Raw genomic sequence first — 16,388 nt, forward strand, 5'->3', positions numbered from 1 at the left:
TTTTACTGTTTAACAGTACTAGTCAGCAGTGCTTTGCAACACGCCTCGGTTAATTTGATCCTCTTCGATGGATTCAAAAAGTGCTTTAAAATTACCCTCTCCAAACCCATCATCGCCCTTGCGCTGGATAAACTCGAAGAAGATCGGACCAATCACCGTTTTTGAGAATATTTGTAGCAAAATTCTGGTTTCGCCACCGCCCAAGACGCCTTCACCATCAATCAAAATGCCACGGTTACGAAGTTTATCGAGAGGCTCCTGGTGGTATTTTACGCGCTCAAGCGACTTTTCATAGTAGATGCTTGGCGGGCCAGGCATAAATTCGAGTCCCTCAGCCGCAATTAAGTCAGTGCCGGTATAGATATCGTCCGTGGCAATGGCGATATGCTGAATACCTTCGCCGTTATACTCACGTAAGTACTCTTCGATCTGGCTATGATCGTCGGCACTCTCGTTAATAGGGATACGGATTTTACCGTCGGGGGAGGTTAATGCACGGCTTGTAAGGCCGGTTACTTTACCGGTGATATCGAAGTAGCGTATTTCACGGAAGTTAAAGGTGTCGTGATAAAACTTATACCACGTGTCCATGTTGCCGCGAATAACGTTATGAGTGAGGTGGTCAAGATAGTAAAAACCAAAGCCTTTAGGCTTAGGATCTTTCTCAGCTAACCACTCAAACTCATTGGAGTAACAGCTGCCTTTTTCGCCGTACGTATCAATAAAGTAAAGCAGCGAACCGCCAATGCCAATAACGGCTGGTGCGTCGATAGACTTATTGCCAGTGAACTCTTCAGCACCTAAATCAACGGCACGTTTTAGGGCATGCTGAGCATCAACTACGCGCCAGGCCATGGCCGGTGCGCATGGGCCGTGTGCCTCGATAAATGCTGATGCATGTGAGTCAGGCTCACTGTTAAGCAGGTAGTTGATATCACCCTGACGATAAACAGTGATTGATTTGTCACGGTGTTTTGCAACGGGGACGAAGCCCATTTGCCTAAACAGGCTGTCTAATTTTTCGGGCTCAGGGTGGGCAAATTCAACAAATTCAAAACCATCAGTACCTGCTGGGTTTACATCACTTATAGTTACTTTGGGCGCGTCGTGTGGGAAGGGACCCATCGTTGTCTCTCCTTATTGTTTTGTAATTTGACAAGATCAGTATAGGGAAGAGTCGGTGCAATTAGGTTGCAAACTAACCCCGTATGCAGCCAAATAGTGCACAGCTTGTGCGCAATTGGAGTCTTATATGCATGAGGTTTCTCTAGATCGTTACGATCTTGCAATTTTGTCAGAATTGCAGAAAAACTCAGCCCTCACTAATTCAGAATTGGGTGAGCGCGTCAGCCTGTCTCCCTCTCAGTGCTCCCGGCGCAAAGCGCGGTTAGAAACCGAGGGGGTGATTAAGGGGTATTCGGCGAGGCTAGATGCCGCTAGCCTGGGTTTTGGCTTGCGTGCCATCACTAGAGTTAACCTTAAAGCTCACGGTGAAAGCATGGACGATGATTTCGTAGCGTTACTGACGAAGCACGCCATGGTGCGAGAAGCCTACTCTGTATCCGGCGATGCGGACTATGTACTGCACGTAATAGCCAAGGACCTCACCGAATTTTCGGACTTTATTCACCATCATTTATTGCCTCATCCTAATGTCACCCAGGTCCGCTCTGAAATCATACTGCGTAGTATGAAAGAGGCGCAGGGCCTGCCAGTGAGTGGTGGTTAGGCTATGTCCGAAATCGCCGACTTTTCAGGCAACGCCTAATCAGAGGCTCCCTAAGCAACAGAGTTTTTTGTGTCCTGAGGGTTCTATGCGTCTTAAGTTTTACTGTCAGAATCGAATTGGCATTCTTCGCGATATAGTGGCTCAGTTTGCTGATTACCGAATTAATGTCGCGCGGGGCGAAGTGGGCGGTGAGCAGGGCAATACCATCTATTTGCATGTTCCGAACTTACTTAATGCGCAGCTACTGACGCTTAAGCCGGTATTGGAAGCCATCCCCGGCGTGTTTAGTGTTAAGCGCGCTAGCTTGATGCCCAGTGAGCGCCGTCATTTGGAACTGGATGCGCTGTTATCCTCGCTTTCTGACCCCGTCATGTCGATTGATATGCAGGGCCGGATTGTGGCGGCTAACCGTATTGCTGTTCAGGTATTGGGGGTGCGTGTTCAAGAAGTGCCGGGGCTCTCGCTGGATCGTTATCTTGATGAAGTGGATCTTCCCGATTTGATTCGCCGTAACAACTCACGCATCAATGGGCTGCGGATCAAGCTAAAAGGTGACACTTATCTTGCCGATATCGCGCCACTGCACATGGAAGACACGAAGGTGGATTCACTAGCAGGGGCGGTCGTGACGTTACACCGTGCTGACCGTATTGGAGCACGTATTTACCAGGTGCAGCGTCAGGAACTGCGTGGCTTTGAGGCCATTTTTCAGTCGAGTTCGCGATTGGAAGCCGTGATCAACGAGGCGCGTCGTATGGCGCCACTGGATGCACCGCTGTTAATTGTGGGTGAAACGGGGACGGGAAAAGAGCTGGTGGCCAGGGCCTGTCATTTGGCCAGCCCTCGGGGGCAAGCGCCGTTTGTGGTGCTTAACTGTGCTGGGCTTCCTGAGTCAATGGCCGAGACAGAGCTTTTCGGTTACGCACCTGGAGCCTTTGAGGGCGCTCGGCCGGAAGGAAAGCTTGGCCTCCTGGAGCTTAACGAAGGTGGCACGGTCTTTCTTGATGAAGTCGGCGAAATGAGCCCACGGCTGCAGACGAAGCTGTTGCGTTTTCTTCAGGATGGCGGCTTTCGGCGTGTGGGTAGCGAGGAGGAGACCTTCCTTGATGTCAGAGTAATCTGTGCCACTCAACAAAACCTGCCACAACTATGTAGTGAAGGGCTTTTTCGGCTGGATCTTTATCACCGGCTCAATGTGCTTTCGCTACAGGTGCCACCGTTACGTGAATGCCTGGACGGCATCGAGGAGTTGGCGGCCTATGTACTTGATCGTGCAGCGCGTCAGATAGGCTGCCCTTTGCCGGAGCTTTCGCCCACTGCGCTTGAAAAAATCACCCGCTACGACTGGCCGGGTAATGTGCGTCAGCTGGAAAATGTGCTCTTCCAGGCGGTGTCGCTGTGTGAAGAGAAGACCATTGAGCCGGTGCATTTGCGCCTTCCTTACAGCGAAGTGTCTTCTGAGCTGGCGGGGATTCCATTAGAAGGAAGCTTGAGCGACATGCTAGGCGAGGTGGAAAGAAACATCTTAAGTACGCTGTATCAGCAGCACCCCTCCAGCCGCCAGCTGGGCAAGCGGTTGGGCGTTTCGCACACCACCATTGCCAATAAGCTCAAACGTTACGGGATAGGTGCTCAAGACGATACTCAAAACAATAGCCAAGACAACACTTAAGTCATTACTAAGAGATAATTTGGGACGATTTTTATAAAATTTTTCATGGCCGTTAAATTAACTGTAACGATTTATTTACAGGGTGGCAGAGAAATATAACGCTTGGCCCCCGGCTATCGGCATTTTTTATTAAGTGTAACGTATAGTTTACGGTTGCGCCTCGCTTAGGCAGCCAGCGTCTCAATGAATGCGATTTAAGCCCATTCCTGCCCCATGGCTATCCCCATAGACTCTTTATAGATTGCTCTTTATGACGGGTTGACCGCCGTTGGTTGGCTTTTATAAGCAGCTAATCGCTTTTAAGTAGCTGTTCTAGCTGCTCATCAATAAATAGCCTAATAAAACAATACAAATTCATAAGGTTTCCCAATGACAACGACAAATACGCCTCCCAAAACGCTGTGGCTGGGCCGCTGGGGGTTTGTGCTGGCAGCCACGGGTTCTGCAGTGGGCCTGGGTAATATCTGGAAGTTTCCTTACATCACCGGCGAGTTCGGGGGGGGCGCTTTTGTGCTGGTCTATCTGGCCTGCATATTGGCGGTCGGTGTTCCTATCATGATGGCTGAAATCAGCTTCGGCCGCCGTGGAAGGGGCAGCCCGATTGACGCTATCCGTCGTGTGGTACACGAGTCGGGCCGCGGCAGTTTCTGGTCGATCTTCGGCTGGATGGCCATGCTCTGTGGGTTCATGATTCTGTCGTTCTATGTAGTGGTCGCTGGCTGGTCATTCTCCTATCTGTGGAAAATGCTGAGCGGCGGACTGGCGGGTAATAGCGTCGAAGACATGGCGGCTATTTTTTCCGCCAATAACGCTAATCCGTTTTCACTCGGCGCTTGGAGCACGCTGGTTACGGTGCTCACCATGTTTATTGTGGGCAAAGGCGTACAGGCCGGTATTGAAAAGAGCGTGAGCTGGATGATGCCTGGCATGGTGATCATGCTGGGCATACTGATTGGCTACGGTGCGTTTTCCGGCGGCTTTGCAGAGGCATGGTCGTTTCTGTTTTCCTTCAACACGGAAGGGTTAAGCAGCGAAGGCTTGCTCGCAGCGCTAGGGCACGCCTTCTTTACCTTGTCGCTCGCATCTGGTGCGATTCTTACCTACGGCTCTTACTTGCCAGACGGGCACTCCATCGCGCGCACGACGTTTAGCGTGGCTATCGCTGATACCGTAGTTGCACTGATGGCTGGCTTGGCTATTTTTCCGATTATTTTTGCTAACGGAATGAACCCCGGCGAGGGCCCAGGGCTGATTTTCATGAGCCTGCCGCTGGCGTTCCAAGCGATGCCCTTTGGCACATTGTTTGGCATTCTGTTCTTTTTGATGCTGTCGATGGCGGCGCTTACCTCGTCGATTTCGATGATCGAGGCGACGGTAGCCTGGCTCACTGGAAGCAAGGGAATGACGCGTAAACAGGCATCGTGGGGTGTGGGTATTGTGCTGTGGTTAGTGAGCACCTTGGCGATGCTGTCGTTCAATGTTGGTGCTGATTGGTCGCTGGCTGGGCGAAACTTCTTTGGCTGGTTAGATTACTTAACTTCCCGCTGGATGATGCCGCTAGGTGGCCTAGGCATGGCACTGATGGCAGGCTTCCTGCTGCGTAATGAAATATTCAGGGAAGAGCTAGGACTTACCCGCACTCAGCATATGCTGTGGTTGTTTATGGTGCGTTACGTCAGCCCGCTAGGCATTGTGTTAATTTTCATCGATGCGCTGGGCCTTGCCACCCTCCAGGTAGGCACTCAGTGGCCGTGGTTGCTGGCGCTGCTGGCGCTTGTCACCGTGGTGGGAGAATTGGCTAGCCCGCGACTGCGTCACCAAGCCTATTAGCGCACGCGGTACCAGCTGTTTAAACAGCTGCCTGAAAAACGCCCCCATCAAATGCTGATGGGGGCGTTTTGCGTTATTGGCATGGCTTGTTTCGCACAGTCATCTATTTCAAAGCCTACATACAAGCCTATTGAGCAATGTTAAATTAGCAAGCGTTGGGTTTGGCTCGATAGTTTAATTAGGCCGATAGTAAAGTACGACACCAATAACGGATCATAAAATACCAGGAACACGATTGTGTTAAAAAAATTTTGCGTTAACTCTTCGCTACTAACAATACTCACATTTGCGGCTGGGTCCGCCCATGCTGGCGGCTATGTGGGGGCATCTGTCGGTCAATCAGAGTTTCCGGGGGATTATGACCACTCCCTTAGCTTTTCTGTAAAAGGTGGCTATGCAGTGAGTGAGCATTTAGCGTTTGAAGTGGCTTACTTAAATCTCGGTAGTTCCAAAGATAAAAATGAAAACCACCCTACCCCTCCCTGGGAGGCTGAGGTAACGGGTATCAATACATCGTTAGTACTGAGCGCGCCTCTAAATCAACGGATTGATATGTTCGCTAAAGTGGGCGGCTTCTTTTGGCGTGTTGACGTTAGTGAAGACGGTTATGGCAATATTTTCTCTGACAGAGGCACTGATATCAGCTTTGGTGTAGGCGGGGCTTACCACGTCGCTGACGATATTTCCGTATTTGCTGAATACCAGCGTTTTGATGTTGATAGCGGAAAAATAGACAACTTTGCGGCGGGTATACACTTGTTTTTCTAGCCAGCGAGCCTGTGGCTGATCGAGAGGCAAAGCCCCCCCAATCCATGTATAGGGTGGGGGCAGCGACGTCCATCGTCATGCTCCCTTAGGTGTGCTGGGTAATGATCTCAGTATCAACCGATGCGCACTGCATGACCTTGATACGGGTCAATTTGGTTTCAAGTGAGATCGTATGGTGCAGATGATGAGAGCGCTGGAAAGAAGAGCGCTGAGAGCCAAGGTGGGGTGGTGAAAGCTGGCAAGAAGTGACGTGGGAGGGAAAGCGCTGAACAGTGGTGTTTATGGGGGAGGCATCAGCGTATCAATGTGTTCTCGCCGCTCGCTATGCGTCGCGGCGAGAACACTCGTCTACTGGCTTACAACACGGTTGGCGATACTCTCTTCCTCCGCTGCATTAACTAACTGCTCACGAAAGAAGGCAAGCGCTGCTGGCGCGTCCACACCACGGCTCTTTACAGACTCACTCCAGGCATCCTGCAAGTTGCTGGCGACGCCCCGCAGGTGGTCAATGTCTTGTTCCGATGCTTGGGTAAAGGTCGCGCCATTTTCTTCACCAAATTCAACGCCACGCTGGTCGGAAATATCCATCATGTAGCCAAATAGGCGTGAAAGCCGCTCGCCCGATACGCTTTCAATTGCCGCGCGGTCTTCGTCCGACACTTGATCCCAGAACATCGGGTTCATCACAATCGCAAAGCTGCCGCGATAGAAGCCGCCATCTACGGTAAGGGTATGCGGGGCTACTTCGGCAACGCGAAAGCTGCGCAAGCTTTCAAGTGTTAGCATCGCACCGTCAACAACGCCTTGGGAGGCCGCTTCGTAGGTGCCTGTTGGAGGAATGGCGACCCCAGTCACTGACATTGCCTCGGCTAAGCCACTCATCACTCCGCCGCCCACGCGCAGCCGTTTGCCGGCAAGCTCATCAATTGAGCTTATTTGATCACGGGTAAATATTTGCCCTGGGCCATGCACGCCCATCGCCACCACATCAACGCCACGGTGCTCATTAGCTTGCTGTAAATACTCTTGATGGGTATGCCAATAAGCGGCGGAAGCATCTTCTGAGGAGAACTCCTCAAACGTAGGGAATTCAGGCAGCTGCGTTGCTAGAAAGCGGCCCGCCATATGCGCATGAAAAATCCAACTGGCGTCCGCAATGCCATCCGCAACGATCTCCATTTGTGCGGGAGGTGGCCCCATATCATGCACCACCTCTACCGTGACCCGGTCATCAGTGGCTTCCTCAATCCACGCCTTCCAGGTCGGCCAAACAATGGTATTGACGCCATGGTTAGGCCCGCCCCAGGTACTGACGGTGATCGTTGTTTGTGCAAGTGCCGACATACTAAATGCCATGCTTGAAATAGCGATGGCACCTACGAGTAAGCGAGCAGGTTTATTCATTTTTAAAGCTCCAGAGCCGGCGCTATTAGGCCTTGTACGAAAACCTAGCGCCTGTGTTGTTATTGGTAATGCCTAACCCCGGGCAAGTGGCGTCTTCTCGGGGCTGCGTAAATCACACCGGTTACCATGCCTCTGGATAGTTTCAATAGCAACTAATTTGAGAGCGGTTGGTATTGTACTTAAGTCTTGGGTTTTAAGTTTTACAGAACTCGGGTGCTTAAAGATCTACAAGTTTGGCGGCCGTGGTCAGTGGAGTCAGCGAATCGGGATAGCGGTCTCTTCTTTGATATTACGTAGCACGAAATTGGAGCTGACCTGGGAGATACCATTTAGGGTGAAGAGCTTCTCATTCAGAAAACGGTCGTAAGCCGCCATATCTTCAATAACTACTCGCAGTACGAAATCGGCGTTGCCGGTGGTGGCGTAGCACTGCAGCACTTCTGGGTACTGCAGAATGCGATTTTCAAACTCAACGGTATTGTCAATGTGATGGCGAACCAGCGTCACCATGACCAATGCTGATAGTGGCTGGCCCACTAAGCTGGGCTCCACCAGCGCAGCAAAACGGCGGATAACGCCACTCTCTTCCAAGGCCTTTACGCGACGCCAGCAGGCGGCGGGGGAAAGCCCGATCTGTTCGGCAAGCTCATTGTTGGTAATGCGCCCCTGTTGCTGAAGCAGGGTAAGAATGCGCTGATCATGTCTGTCTAAGGTGATTTCTTTCGTCACTTCTCTCATGGCGTCATTTCATTTATTTGTGGTTTGTTGAATATCATTGCGTCTAAAGAAAAAAAATGAAAGGAATGATTAATAACCAGACTTTTGAAGAGTGAATTAGCAAGCACCTTTAGTGCGCTCTTGGCTAGACTCAAGCGTATTACAACTATAACTCTTCAACCGTACTGGTGATCTCTCATGACAATCCACTCAATCGCTGAGCAGGCTGGTTCTACTAACCCGTCTCTCGATATCACACTTGATGACTACGAACTGGCTGACCGCTATAGCCGCGGAGAAGGCCGTGTCTTTCTAACCGGCACCCAGGCGTTGGTGCGCATTGCTTTGCGCCAGGCCGAGCTTGATCGCCGCGATGGCCGCCACACGGCAGGTCTCATCAGCGGCTATCGTGGCTCTCCCTTGGGCGGTGTAGACCAAGAGATTTGGCGAGCGAAAGCCGCTATGGCATCGCACAAAATTGATTTTGTCCCCGCGATCAATGAAGACCTGGCTGCCACCATGATGCTGGGCTGCCAGCAGGTAGAGACAGACCCTGAACGGCAGGTCGATGGCGTCTTTGGTATGTGGTATGGCAAAGGGCCAGGCGTTGATCGCGCGGGTGACGCGTTAAAGCACGGTAATGCCTATGGCAGCTCACCGACTGGCGGTGTGCTGGTGGTCGCGGGTGATGACCATGGGTGTGTGTCGTCCTCAATGCCACACCAGTCGGATGTTGCCTTTATGGCGTGGTTTATGCCGGTGGTGAGCCCTGCTTCATTGGCAGAATATGAACGCTTTGGGCTGTGGGGTTATGCACTTTCACGTTTCTCGGGTTGCTGGGTGGGTTTCAAAGCGGTTTCTGAAACCGTCGAGAGTGGCGCGTCGGTGGACGTGCCCCCGTTACCGGAATATGTAACGCCTGAATTCGATGTGCCGGAAGGCGGTCTACATTATCGCTGGCCCGACTTGCCGGGGCCGCAGCTTGAGACCCGCCTTGAGCACAAGCTGGCTGCCGTTCAGGCGTTTGCCACGGCCAACCCGATTGATCAGTATTTATTTCGCCAAGAACAGGCGACGTTTGGGCTGGTGACCACCGGCAAGGGACACCTGGATTTACTTGAGGCGCTGCGTTTATTGGGGCTGGATGAAGCGAAGCTGCGTGAATTGGGTGTGGAAATATACAAAGTTGGGATGGTATGGCCGCTCCATCGACCCGGCATTCTTGAGTTTATTCATGGCAAGCGCGAGGTGCTGGTCATTGAAGAGAAACGCGGCATTATTGAAAGCCAGCTAAAAGAGTACATGTCAGAACCCGACCATCCAGGCGAAGTGATCATTACCGGCAAGCAGGATGAAACTGGCAAACCGCTGATTCCCTTTGTTGGAGAGCTTGGCCCGCGCCTCTTGGCAGGCTTTGTCGCAGAGCGTTTAGCGCGCTTTTTCAAGATTGATTTTAGCGACAAGCTGGCAACCGTTGATGCGTGCCAAGCAGGTGTTAAAGAGCTTGGCGGTGTACGTCGCATGCCGTATTTCTGCTCCGGTTGCCCACACAACAGCTCGACGAAAGTGCCGGAAGGCAGTAAAGCCCTGGCGGGGATCGGCTGCCACTTTATGGCCTCGTGGATGGACCGCAGCACCGAATCATTAATTCAGATGGGTGGCGAAGGCGTTAACTGGGTAGGCAAGAGTCGCTTTACCGGCAATGGTCATATTTTCCAGAACTTAGGCGAAGGCACCTGGTTTCACTCCGGCTCAATGGCGGTGCGCCAGGCAGTGGCTGCCAACGTCAATATTACCTACAAAATTCTATTCAACGACGCGGTGGCCATGACGGGCGGCCAGCCGGTGGATGGGCAAATTAATGTTCCGATGATTGCCCGACAATCGCTGGATGAAGGCGTTCGCCGGGTCATGGTGGTCAGTGACGAACCGGAGAAGTACCGGGGGCATGAAAAGGAATTCCCTGAAGGGGTGACTTTCCACGGCCGCGAAGAGATGGATACGCTACAACGTGAACTGCGCGAGATCCCCGGCTGCACCGTGTTGATATATGACCAGGCATGCGCAGCTGAAAAGCGCCGTCGGCGCAAGCGCGGGTTGATGGAAGACCCAGCCCGCCGCGTGTTTATCAACCACCATGTCTGTGAGGGCTGTGGAGACTGCTCGGTACAGTCGAACTGTTTATCGGTGGTGCCTCGCGAGACCGAGTTAGGACGCAAGCGCAAAATCGACCAGTCGTCCTGCAACAAGGATATGTCCTGTGTCAGCGGCTTTTGCCCTAGCTTTGTCACTGTTGAAGGTGGCGAACTGCGTAAAGGTCAAGGTGTGACGGCCGACAACGCCTTTTGGAAACGGGTGTCGCATTTGCCAAGCCCTGCTATTGCCCCTTTGGCGGCCCCTTATGATCTGCTGGTGGGGGGCGTTGGCGGCACAGGCGTAGTGACCGTTGGCCAGCTGATCACCATGGCTGCTCACCTGGAAGGCAAGGGCTCCAGTGTGCTCGACTTCATGGGGTTTGCGCAAAAAGGCGGGGCGGTACTTAGCTATGTCCGCTTGGCATCTCAGCCCAGCGAGCTTAATCAGGTACGTATCGAAGCGGGTCAGGCCGATGCAATGATCGCTTGCGATATGGTGGTGGCCAGTTCGCAGAAAGCGCTGAATGTGCTGCAGCCGACCACGCGTATTGTGGCCAATCTGGCCGAGCTCGCCACGGCGGACTATGTCCTTTATCGCGATGCGGATATGCAGCCCGGCAAGCGCCTTAACATGCTGCGTGATGCAGTGGGAGATGCACGCTTCGCGTCGCTGGACGCCAATCGCCTAGCGGAACAGCTGCTAGGGGATACCGTATTTTCCAATATGATGATGCTGGGGTTTGCATGGCAACAGGGGCTAGTGCCACTTTCTGAACCTGCACTGCAGCGTGCCTTGGAGCTTAACGGCGTCGCCGTAGAAAAGAACCGTCAGGCCTTTGCCTGGGGCCGCTTGGCAGCGGTGGAGCCCGACTACCTTCAGCAGCACTTGGATACGATGCCACTGTCCGCGAATGCTACGCTGGACGACGTGGTCGCGCGTAATAGCCGTCATCTGGAGCGTTATCAGAACCGTGCTTTGGCTGAGCGTTACGTCGCCCAGGTGACGAAAGTGCGTGACGCAGAGGCCGCGTTAAACGGTGGCGACTCATTGAGTGAAGCCGTCGCGCATCAGCTTTATCGCTTGATGGCGTATAAAGATGAGTACGAAGTAGCGCGGCTCTACACCCAGAGCGATTTCCTGGAGGAGGTCAACGCAACATTTGCAGGGGATTATAAGCTAAGGTTCCACTTGGCACCGCCGCTTCTGAGTGGCCGAAAAGATGCGCAGGGGCGTCCTGTGAAGCGCCGCTTCGGCCCCTGGGTACTGAAGGCAATGGGCGCGCTGGCAAAGATGCGCGGTTTGCGTAACACGGCGCTGGACCCGTTTCGCTTCAGCGCTGACCGGAAGCTGGACCGCGCCCTATTGGCGGACTACGAGCAGCTGATTGATGAGCTGGTGGCTCGTCTTGACGGGGCAAATCACGCTACGGCCCTGGCGCTTGCTAAGCTGCCGGAAGAGATTCGTGGTTTCGGGCCGGTTCGTGAGGCCGCCGCTGAGAAAGCCAACGAGCGCCGCGAGACGTTGCTGAAGGAGCTACGTGAAGGTCGCTCGAAGACCATCGCTGTCGAAGCTGCTTGACTGAGTACGATCTGAATAACCCGCGACGGGGGCGCTGTAAACCCTTCCCTGGGCGCTACTTTCGCCATCCATGGCGAAAGACCCCCGCTACGGGTTATTGCTGATCGTGTTAGAAAGCGTTTTTACAAAGCTTTCATCAGGCCACGCAATGCAATGCGTGGCCTTTTGCTAGGTAGCGATACAGTGATTCAGCTACGCCTCTTTTCGGCGGCGTACCAGCAGCCAGTGGCTTAGCAAGGTGAGCAGCCCCATCAGCCCTATCGTCAAGGCCATGGTGCGGGAGCTGCCGTCGTGGAATTGCCCAACTAATCCACCTACCACAGCGGCAATCGTCATTTGCAGGAAACCAAATAAAGAAGATGCCGCACCGGCACACTGTGGGTTGGGCGCGAGCGCCCCGGCCATTGTTTGCGGCATCAGAATGCCGACGCCCAGCATGAATACCATCTGCGGCCCCACGACTGCCCAGGGGAGATGAATGCCCACCACGGCCAAGCCCGCCATGATTCCTCCGCCTATCGCGCAGACCACGCTGCCCAGGGTGATAAGGCGATCACGCCCCAGGCGGTGGCTATATCGGCCGCTGGCCAGCGTTCCAATAAAAAAGCCCACGACAATCAGCGTGAACAGCACGCCATAAAGGGTAGGGGCGACACCCATATACTCGATGAGTACAAAGGAGGAGCCCGAAAGGTAAGCGAACAGCCCGGAAAAAGCGGCCGCATTCACCAAGGTGTAGCCAATAAAGGCGCGCTGGCTTAGTAGTAGGCGAAAGTTAGCGAGTATCGCCCTTGGGTGAACCGACTGCCGCCGCTCCTTCGCTAGCGGTTCGGGCAGCATCAGTATCAGCACCGCCAGCATCACCGCCGCATAAAGTGCCAGCACCACGAACACTGATTCCCAGCCAAAGAACAGCAGCAATACCGCACCCCCAACAGGAGCCAGGGCAGGGGCGAGCGCCATGGTGCTCGCCATATAGGCGAGGATGCGGCCTGCTTCGATAGGCCCGTGGATGTCGCGCACTGCGGCCCTTGCTAGCACCGGGCCAGCAGCACCGCCGAAGGCCTGCAAGAAGCGTCCAGCCAGCAGCCATTCGACGGTTGGTGCCCAGGCGCAGAGTAGGCTTGCCGCGAGAAACAGCGAGAGGCCTGCGATCATCACTGGGCGGCGGCCAAAGCGGTCAGAGATTGGGCCGCATAATAGTTGAGCCAGGGCGAATCCAGCCATATAGAGGCTAAGGGTTAGCTGGATTTGGTCTGGGCCGGTATTCAGCGCTTGTGCCATGGCGGGCATGGCGGGTAAGTACATATCCGTCGCTAGCGGGCCGAGCGCCGTTAGTGCGGCCAGGGCCACGATAGTGGCGGTAGAGGGCAGCTTTAGCACCCCGTAGCTCCTTATGGTTAGACACGCGACGGGCGCCTTCCCAGCGGAGAGGCGCCCGCTCATTGCTGACCTGCCTAGCTTAGCTTTTCTCTTAGCTTAAGCTCAGTTAGCGTCAGGCTGTGCCTCCGGTGCGGCGTTTGCAAAGGCTGGCAGCGCACGACAATTGGCAGCGATGCGCTGGATCGTCGGGTAGGCTGATAAATCGCACTCGAAGCGTTCTGCGTTATACACCTGGGGTATCAGGCAGATATCCGCAAGCGTTGGGGTGTCGCCATGGCAAAAATCGCCGGTATTGGCGCCACCTGCAAGCGCTGCTTCCAGAGCGGTAAATCCCTCGGTAACCCAGTGGCGGTACCAGGTAAGCTTGGCGTTGTCGTCCGCTCCCAGCTCACCCACCAGGTACTTGAGTACCCGCAGGTTGTTGAGCGGGTGAGTGTCGCAAGCGACTAACTGCGCAAGGCTACGCACCCGCGCGCGCGCTAAGGCGTCAGCCGGCAGCAGCGCGGGAGCTGGGTACACCTCGTCAAGGTACTCGCAGATCGCCAGTGACTGGTTGAGCACTACACCGTCATCTAGCCCCAAGCTTGGCACCATCCCCTGCGGGTTGCGCGCCAATTGCTCGTCACCCCGTTGCTCGCCTTTCACCAGATTGACGGGGGTCTGGTCGTAGGCTAGACCCTTGAGGTTTAAGGCGATGCGCACCCGATACGCAGCCGACGAGCGGAAGTAGCCGTAAAGCGTCGTCATGTCGCTTTCCTTATATTGCCGTGCTTTATTTGGGCTGATACTTCACGACTTGTTGATCAATCGTGCCAAAGATGTTGTGGCCATCGCGGTCGAACATTTCGATACGAACTCGGTCGCCAAAGCGCATAAAGGGCGTTTTCACCTGGCCGTGGAGTATCTGCTCGACCATGCGCACTTCGGCCAAGCAACTATAGCCTACACCACCATCAGCCACTGGCTTTCCAGGGCCGCCGTCGGGGTCTGGGTTAGAAATAGTGCCCGAGCCAATCACAGCACCCGCGCCGAGATATCGAGTCTTAGCCGCATGGGCAACCAGCTGTGGGAAGCTGAAAATCATATCGGGACCCGCTTCTGGCTCGCCAAACTTCTCGCCATTAAGGTGCACGGTCAGCGGTAGGTGTACCTTGCCATCCTGCCAGGCATCGCCCAGCTCATCGGGGGTCACCGCGATAGGCGAAAAAGAAGAGGCGGGCTTGGCTTGGAAAAAGCCGAAGCCTTTAGCGAGTTCGCCTGGAATGAGGCCGCGCAGGCTCACATCGTTAACCAGCATTACGAGCTTAATGTGCTTGGCGGCTTCCTCTGGGGTCACGGCCATGGGTACGTCATCGGTGATAACGGCGATCTCGCCCTCAAAGTCGATGCCATGCTCTTCACTCACCGCTTCAATATCGTCAGTGGGGGCTAGGAAGTAGTCGCTACCGCCCTGGTACATCAGCGGGTCGGTCCAAAAGGTTTCAGGCATCTCGGCATTACGTGCCTGGCGTACCAGCTTGACATGGTTCAGGTAGGCGGAGCCGTCGGCCCACTGGTAGGCACGCGGTAACGGGGAGTGCAGGGCACTCTGGTCAAGTTCAAAAGCGCCGTCAGCATCACCGCTGTTCAGCTGTGCATAGCGCGCTTCAAGCGGCGGGCTAACCGCTTCCCAGTTTTCAATGGCGGCTTGCAGCGTGGGAGCAATATCGTCAGCGCTCACTGCACGAGTGAGGTCGCGGGAGACAATGATGAGCGCCCCATCGCGCCCCTTTTTAAGTGTTGCAAGTTTCATAATGATTCAATCCTTGTCATCAGGGTGGGGCGCGCAGCCCCACTCGTTATAATAGTGTTAGGGCTGGTTTGGATCGAAGTGCGAACGCAGCGTTGACCAGACATCAACATAATCACGTTGGCGGAAGTCCGCATCCAGCGCCGCAGGGGTCGGATGGAAGAAGTAGCGGCTTTCAAACATGAAGGCCAGTGTGTCCCCCAGGAACTGGGGCTTCAGCTCGGCGTTGGAGGCTTTTTCAAAGGTTTCAGCATCCGGGCCGTGGGGCGACATAGAGTTATGTAGGCTGGCGCCGCCTGGGGTGAAGCCTTCCGCTTTGGCGTCATACTCACCGTGGATAAGCCCCATAAACTCGCTCATCAGGTTACGGTGGAACCAGGGTGGCCTGAAGGTGTTCTCGGCAACCATCCAGCGCGGTGGAAAAATGACAAAATCAAGATTGGCCATTCCCGGCGTATCAGAGGGTGACGTCAAGACGGTAAAGATTGATGGGTCTGGGTGGTCGAAGCTTACCGTATTGATGGTGTTAAAGTTAGCCAGATTATATTTATAGGGCGCGCAGTTGCCGTGCCACGCCACCACGTCTAACGGTGAATGGTTGAGCTTTGTCTCCCAGAAGCGACCAGAGAACTTAGCCACTAAGCGGTAGTCGCCTTCAAGGTCTTCATAGGCTGCCACGGGGCTTTGGAAGTCACGTGGGTTGGCTAAACCGTTAGCTCCGATGGGGCCGAGGCCGGGTAGCTCTAAAGGACTGCCGTAGTTTTCGCAAATATATCCCCGCGCAGCGTCAACCCCCTGTGCCCTACGCACTTGGAACTTCACGCCGCGTGGGATAACGGCAATCTCTCCGTTATCAATCTCGATGTCACCAAATTCAGTGCGTAAACGAATAGCGCCCAGTTGGGGAACGAAGAGCAACTCACCATCTGCGTTGTAGAAAAACCGCTCGGTCATGTCTTTATTGAATGTATAAACATGCACGCCCACGCCAGCTTGGGTTCCCGCATCTCCGTTGACCGCAATGGTAAACAAGCCATCGATAAAATCAGTCGGTGCATCTGGAATAGCAACGGGATCCCAGCGCATCTGGTTGGGGTCCGCCGCAGGTTTGTCTAACGGAGCCGTATGGATGTTTTTGTTTTCTAGCGGCTGATACGCGCTCTGAACAACGGACGGGCGAATGCGGTAGAGCCAGCTGCGAAAGTTTTGATGACGCGGCGCAGTGAACGCGGAACCGGTTAACTGTTCCGCGTATAGGCCGTAAGCGCAGCGTTGGGGTGAGTTTTGCCCAATCGGCAGGGCGCCCGGCAGCGCTTCGCTTGAAAAGTGATTATGAAAGCCGTTTTGATAGCTCAACTGTTCAGTCATTGTTAGGTCCTGCT

Annotated in this window: 12 protein-coding genes; 5 read left to right on the forward strand and 7 right to left on the reverse strand. The window is 54.2% G+C overall.

Going from position 1 to position 16,388, the window contains the following annotated elements; translation table 11 throughout:
* Window positions 1-18: 18 nt before the first annotated feature.
* Entirely contained in the window at window positions 19-1,125 is a 1,107-nt protein-coding gene (locus tag BB497_05175; GenBank protein AVI62141.1) for a 4-hydroxyphenylpyruvate dioxygenase, read from the reverse strand.
* Between the two features lie 127 nt (window positions 1,126-1,252).
* Here BB497_05175 and BB497_05180 point away from each other — a divergent pair, with 127 nt between their 5' ends.
* The 4 genes from BB497_05180 to BB497_05195 all read left to right on the forward strand — a co-directional run bounded on the left by BB497_05180 (window position 1,253) and on the right by BB497_05195 (window position 5,999).
* The gene (locus BB497_05180) at window positions 1,253-1,729 is read left to right on the forward strand and encodes an AsnC family transcriptional regulator (protein ID AVI62142.1); all 477 of its coding nucleotides are present in this window, start codon (window positions 1,253-1,255) and stop codon (window positions 1,727-1,729) included.
* A gap of 85 nt (window positions 1,730-1,814) precedes the next feature.
* Window positions 1,815-3,401 (forward strand): AAA family ATPase, encoded by a 1,587-nt coding sequence (locus BB497_05185; protein AVI62143.1) that lies wholly within the window; start codon window positions 1,815-1,817, stop codon window positions 3,399-3,401.
* 369 nt (window positions 3,402-3,770) lie between these two features.
* On the forward strand, window positions 3,771-5,231 hold the full coding sequence (locus BB497_05190; GenBank protein AVI62144.1) for a transporter: 1,461 nt from the start codon (window positions 3,771-3,773) through the stop codon (window positions 5,229-5,231).
* Between the two features lie 237 nt (window positions 5,232-5,468).
* A complete protein-coding gene (locus tag BB497_05195; GenBank protein ID AVI62145.1) occupies window positions 5,469-5,999 on the forward strand; it encodes a hypothetical protein in 531 nt (176 codons plus the stop codon).
* A gap of 348 nt (window positions 6,000-6,347) precedes the next feature.
* Here the strand turns inward: BB497_05195 and BB497_05200 are convergent, their stop codons facing one another.
* Window positions 6,348-7,403, reverse strand: coding sequence for a C4-dicarboxylate ABC transporter substrate-binding protein (locus BB497_05200; protein ID AVI62146.1), 1,056 nt, complete (start codon window positions 7,401-7,403; stop codon window positions 6,348-6,350).
* Window positions 7,404-7,658: 255 nt separating this feature from the next.
* Window positions 7,659-8,141 (reverse strand): AsnC family transcriptional regulator, encoded by a 483-nt coding sequence (locus BB497_05205; protein AVI62147.1) that lies wholly within the window; start codon window positions 8,139-8,141, stop codon window positions 7,659-7,661.
* A gap of 177 nt (window positions 8,142-8,318) precedes the next feature.
* On the opposite strand from BB497_05205, the gene BB497_05210 reads away from it, so the two are divergent.
* A complete protein-coding gene (locus tag BB497_05210) occupies window positions 8,319-11,834 on the forward strand; it encodes a pyruvate ferredoxin oxidoreductase (GenBank protein AVI62148.1) in 3,516 nt (1,171 codons plus the stop codon).
* A 192-nt stretch (window positions 11,835-12,026) separates the two neighbouring features.
* Here BB497_05210 and BB497_05215 read toward each other — a convergent pair whose 3' ends face one another.
* The 4 genes from BB497_05215 to BB497_05230 all read right to left on the reverse strand — a co-directional run bounded on the left by BB497_05215 (window position 12,027) and on the right by BB497_05230 (window position 16,374).
* Window positions 12,027-13,217, reverse strand: a complete 1,191-nt coding sequence (locus BB497_05215; protein AVI62149.1) for a Bcr/CflA family drug resistance efflux transporter — start codon at window positions 13,215-13,217, stop codon at window positions 12,027-12,029.
* A 102-nt stretch (window positions 13,218-13,319) separates the two neighbouring features.
* A complete protein-coding gene (locus BB497_05220; GenBank protein AVI62150.1) occupies window positions 13,320-13,964 on the reverse strand; it encodes a maleylacetoacetate isomerase in 645 nt (214 codons plus the stop codon).
* Window positions 13,965-13,989: 25 nt separating this feature from the next.
* Entirely contained in the window at window positions 13,990-15,009 is a 1,020-nt protein-coding gene (locus tag BB497_05225) for a 2-keto-4-pentenoate hydratase (GenBank protein ID AVI62151.1), read from the reverse strand.
* Between the two features lie 57 nt (window positions 15,010-15,066).
* Window positions 15,067-16,374 (reverse strand): homogentisate 1,2-dioxygenase, encoded by a 1,308-nt coding sequence (locus BB497_05230; GenBank protein AVI62152.1) that lies wholly within the window; start codon window positions 16,372-16,374, stop codon window positions 15,067-15,069.
* Between the last annotated feature and the right edge of the window lie 14 nt (window positions 16,375-16,388).

It is taken from the genome of Halomonas sp. GFAJ-1 (genome assembly GCA_002966495.1).
GTDB lineage: Bacteria > Pseudomonadota > Gammaproteobacteria > Pseudomonadales > Halomonadaceae > Vreelandella.